Source organism: Cetobacterium somerae ATCC BAA-474, from assembly GCF_000479045.1.
In the GTDB taxonomy this organism is placed as follows: domain Bacteria; phylum Fusobacteriota; class Fusobacteriia; order Fusobacteriales; family Fusobacteriaceae; genus Cetobacterium_A; species Cetobacterium_A somerae.
Map to the genome: position 1 here is coordinate 1 of NZ_KI518197.1, position 3,745 is coordinate 3,745.

Sequence of the window (3,745 nt, forward strand, 5' to 3'; positions counted from 1 at the left end):
CTATGTCGAATATGTAACAAAACTATGTCGAACACCCTTTCAAAACTCTCTTGTAGAGATGTAATTCAGCACCCTAATACTCTTTAATACTCTTTAATACTTTTTAATAGGGAAAAACTTTTAATTTTATGCAAATAAAAAGAGTGAAAAATCACTCTCTCAAATTTTATTTAAATTCATTTTTTATCTTTAAAACAATTTTAGTTTTTGATATATAACTATTTAAAATCATGCTGCTTATTTTTTATCAATTAGTTTAAATTTATTTTAGGGATCTAAATTCTTTTTCACAGAGTGCACGCTTAACAGTTTCTCAAATTTCATTTGAAAACTTGCGTGTAAAATAATCTCTTGGACTTGTTCCAAGTGTCTACGACTACATAAAAAAAAGAGTGAACAAATCACTCTCTAAGTTTTATTTTCTATTCATAAAGATTTTAATCATATTTTCAACTGTTTCTTTGTCAATAACACCCTTATTCTTAACAGTTCCCAAGAAGTCTAAAATCATCTTTTTATTATTTGCCTTTTTCATTTTTAACACCCCTTTAAATTATTATAATATTCTTTTACTATTAGCATTTTTAAGCACATTCAAAAAATTCATCATTTACAACACTTAACAAAACATTTGAGAAATCTTCAATAAAATTTTCTAATTTATTTTTATCTGTATTTTCCATTCCTTTGATTGTAAGTAACATTTGTTGTTTTAACTCGTAGATTTCCAAATCAGTAACACCCTTGTTATATACTGCACATAAACCATTTAATAAATTTTTTTTATTTTCTAAAATCTTATTTTCCATTATGTTTAAACCCCCTAATATATTTTATTGTTTTACATTACCATTCTTTTTTAGTTTTAACTATTTTCAACTCGCCTCTAGCATAAGCCTCTTGTAATTCTTTTTTATATTTGTAATAAGAGTTCCTGGAAATATTAAGGATCTCTTTTAACAATTCCGTATCTTGCATATATCCTCCAAAATGTTTAGAGTATTTTAATATTTTTTCCTTAGCCTCTTTTGCTTTTTTAGTTTCAAATGTATCGCCTTTAAGTCTACCAACTTGACTTCCGTTCCTCTGTGCTACTCGTAACCCCTCTTTTGTTCTTTCTCTTAGGTCTTGAACTTCTTTCTCTGATTGTTCAAAAGCTATTCTTATTTGCTTAGTTGCTAATCTTTTCAAGTATTCTCTAATACCTTTCATGATAGTTTCATTAAGGTCTGTATCATCAGTTTGAATATTATCATTTGCTTTTAGTTGTTCTTGATACACTTCAGTATCAATATACCCCTCTTTTAGAAATATAAGATTTATATCTTTTTCTAGCAATTCCATATATTCACTTATACCCTCATCAGCATTCCTACTCATTCTACTAACTGAATCAAACACAATCGTATCCCCAGGCTTTATAACTTTTTTAAGTTTAGTCCATTCTTTTCTTTCAATTGTAGTTCCAGTAAATACTTCTTGATATATTTTAGCTCCTGGATACTCTTTTAATATATTTTGTATTTGCCTTTCTATACTTTGACTCTTTGTTGATATTCTGCAATAACCATAAATTTTATTCAAAAACATCACTCCTTTGTTCAAAATTGACGTTCGTCATTTTTTATACTCTAATCATACATCAAACAAAACTAAAAGTCAACAAGTTTTGGTATTTTTTTTAATACGTCATTTTTGGTACTAGTTTCGATGTTGTTCCAAGTCTTATAATTTACATTCTAATTTTTAATAAAAAAACACAATTATGCTACGGAACTAACCACTTTTTTAATTTAAGCTATCAAAATAACCTTTTAATTTAATTTTTAGCTTTACCATTTGCCCTAAATTTCAATTTTAATGATTTTTATATATAAATTTACCACCAACATTTTATCAAGTGCCTTAAAATCAATTTTAGAGCTTTTTAACTTTTTAGGAATAAGCAATATTCTTTACTGATTTATTTTTAAAAAAATACTGAAGTTATTTTATGCATAAAGTTTAAAAAATCTTCTTACATTTTCTTACCTATCCTATATTTTTTTATGTGAGGTTTTGTGAGGTTCTAAGTAGTTCGTTTTGGTTCGCTAAAGTAGTCCTTTTACTGTCCGACTTTGTCCGAAAAATAAGCCCTATAGTAATTGGAACGTTGCGTAAAATCAATGGAACGTTGCAATCAAATTTGATGTATTTCGGGTGCACCCTTTTTTGAAAAATGGGTGCATACTTTTTTTGGTTTTGGATGCAAAAAGGATGCACTATTTTAGCTATATTTTTAAACGATTTATTAACATTTTACATTAGGTTTTCTTAGGTTGTAGGTGTATTGGATTGTATTGTTTTTTAGTTGTCCAGGTGTTCCAGTTTGCTCCGATTTACCTTAACATTTCTTAACATTCCAATACTCACATTTACCGAGGTGTACAACAGTTTATACCTACTATTTTCTAAGGAACGTTTTGTAGTACTACATCTCCATAACAACAGAAAAAAAGTAAGGTTTTGTAAGGTTTCTTTATATAATTTTTATGACAGGTTTTGACAAGTTCTTAATAATAAAAAAAAGAGGTTTTACCCTCTTTCTAATTTACTTCTTTTTAATCTTTTCTAATTCCATACTAGCCTTAATAAGCTCTTTATATTCAACCCTGGTAATAGTTACCATTTCTTCTTTACTCATTCCATTACCCCCTCTTTTCTCTCTTCATTCACTTTACTTTTCAAATCTACTTCCCCAAATCCCCTTAAAATAAATTTCAGTATTTTGTACATCATTTGAATATAATCGAATATATTGTGACCCATCTATCTTTTTTTCTGCTCTAAGTGTTTGATATTCTATTTCTAATGGTTTTTCTATTTGTTGAATCTCTTTCTCTGTTTCTATTCCTATTTTTTCCAATTTTTCTATGAATTTAAAAAACTCTTTAGATATTTTTTCCATATTTTTCTTTATAATTTCATTTTCTTGATAGTATTCTTTATCTTTTTGTTTTTTCACTTGATCTATTATTGTATTTTCATTTTTAGCAAAATTTTCTAATATTTTCTCTAGTTTTTGAATTTCTTCAAATATTTGGTTTATTTCTTTATCAATCTTATCAAAACTTTCTAGGCTTATAGTCTGCTCTATTTCTTTTTGTAATAAATCATATTTTTCTTTTTTAGCCTCTAATTCTTTAATTATCTCTGCTTTCTTTTCCATTAACTGCTTTACATTTTCCATATTTTCCCCCTCATATATAAAACCCTTCTATTTCTTCAATAATTTTATTTATTTCTCTTACAACCTCTATAGTTTGATTAATCTCTTTGTATTTAATATGTTTTAGAACTAGCTTTCTTCTCTCTCCTGGGATAAAAGGTTGATATATAGTCATGTAATAAGTGTGATAAACTACTTCCAACATCATATTATTCCTCAATACAATTCTATTTTTAAAATAAACTTTATCTTGAAAACTCAACATAAACTGGAGAGGGTTGACCTCTTTTAACACTTCAAACCTTTTATCTATTTTTTCTAGTTCTGATATAACTTTTAATCTTTTTTTACCAACTTTGTACATTTTGTAATTTTCCATACTCACACACCTAATTTAATTTTTGTTTAGGTATCACTTCTCTTATTTCCAACTTTTCCCCAAAAACGGTGTAAAGTTTGAATACTTGTTTTACTCATCATACCCCACATAGCTTTATAATGTCTTTTAGGGGTCCCGTCAGGAAAACGCGGAATAAC

General features: G+C 27.2%; 4 protein-coding genes. All 4 read right to left on the reverse strand.

What is annotated here, in order from left to right:
• Positions 1-584: 584 nt before the first annotated feature.
• Positions 585-809 (reverse strand): hypothetical protein, encoded by a 225-nt coding sequence (locus HMPREF0202_RS11110; RefSeq protein ID WP_023050885.1) that lies wholly within the window; start codon positions 807-809, stop codon positions 585-587.
• 37 nt (positions 810-846) lie between these two features.
• Complete coding sequence (locus HMPREF0202_RS11115; protein ID WP_390621385.1) at positions 847-1,584, reverse strand: recombinase family protein; 738 nt, start codon at positions 1,582-1,584, stop codon at positions 847-849.
• 1,132 nt (positions 1,585-2,716) lie between these two features.
• Positions 2,717-3,229 carry a hypothetical protein gene (locus HMPREF0202_RS11120; RefSeq protein ID WP_023050887.1) on the reverse strand — a complete coding sequence of 171 codons (513 nt, stop codon included), beginning with the start codon at positions 3,227-3,229 and terminating at the stop codon, positions 2,717-2,719.
• 10 nt (positions 3,230-3,239) lie between these two features.
• The gene (locus HMPREF0202_RS11125; protein ID WP_023050888.1) at positions 3,240-3,587 is read right to left on the reverse strand and encodes a hypothetical protein; all 348 of its coding nucleotides are present in this window, start codon (positions 3,585-3,587) and stop codon (positions 3,240-3,242) included.
• Between the last annotated feature and the right edge of the window lie 158 nt (positions 3,588-3,745).

Coding starts and splice junctions, on each gene's coding strand:
- HMPREF0202_RS11110 (WP_023050885.1), bottom strand. CDS start 809: ATGGAAAATAAGATTTTAGAAAATAAAAAAAATTTATTAAATGGTTTA.
- HMPREF0202_RS11120 (WP_023050887.1), bottom strand. CDS start 3,229: ATGGAAAATGTAAAGCAGTTAATGGAAAAGAAAGCAGAGATAATTAAA.
- HMPREF0202_RS11125 (WP_023050888.1), bottom strand. CDS start 3,587: ATGGAAAATTACAAAATGTACAAAGTTGGTAAAAAAAGATTAAAAGTT.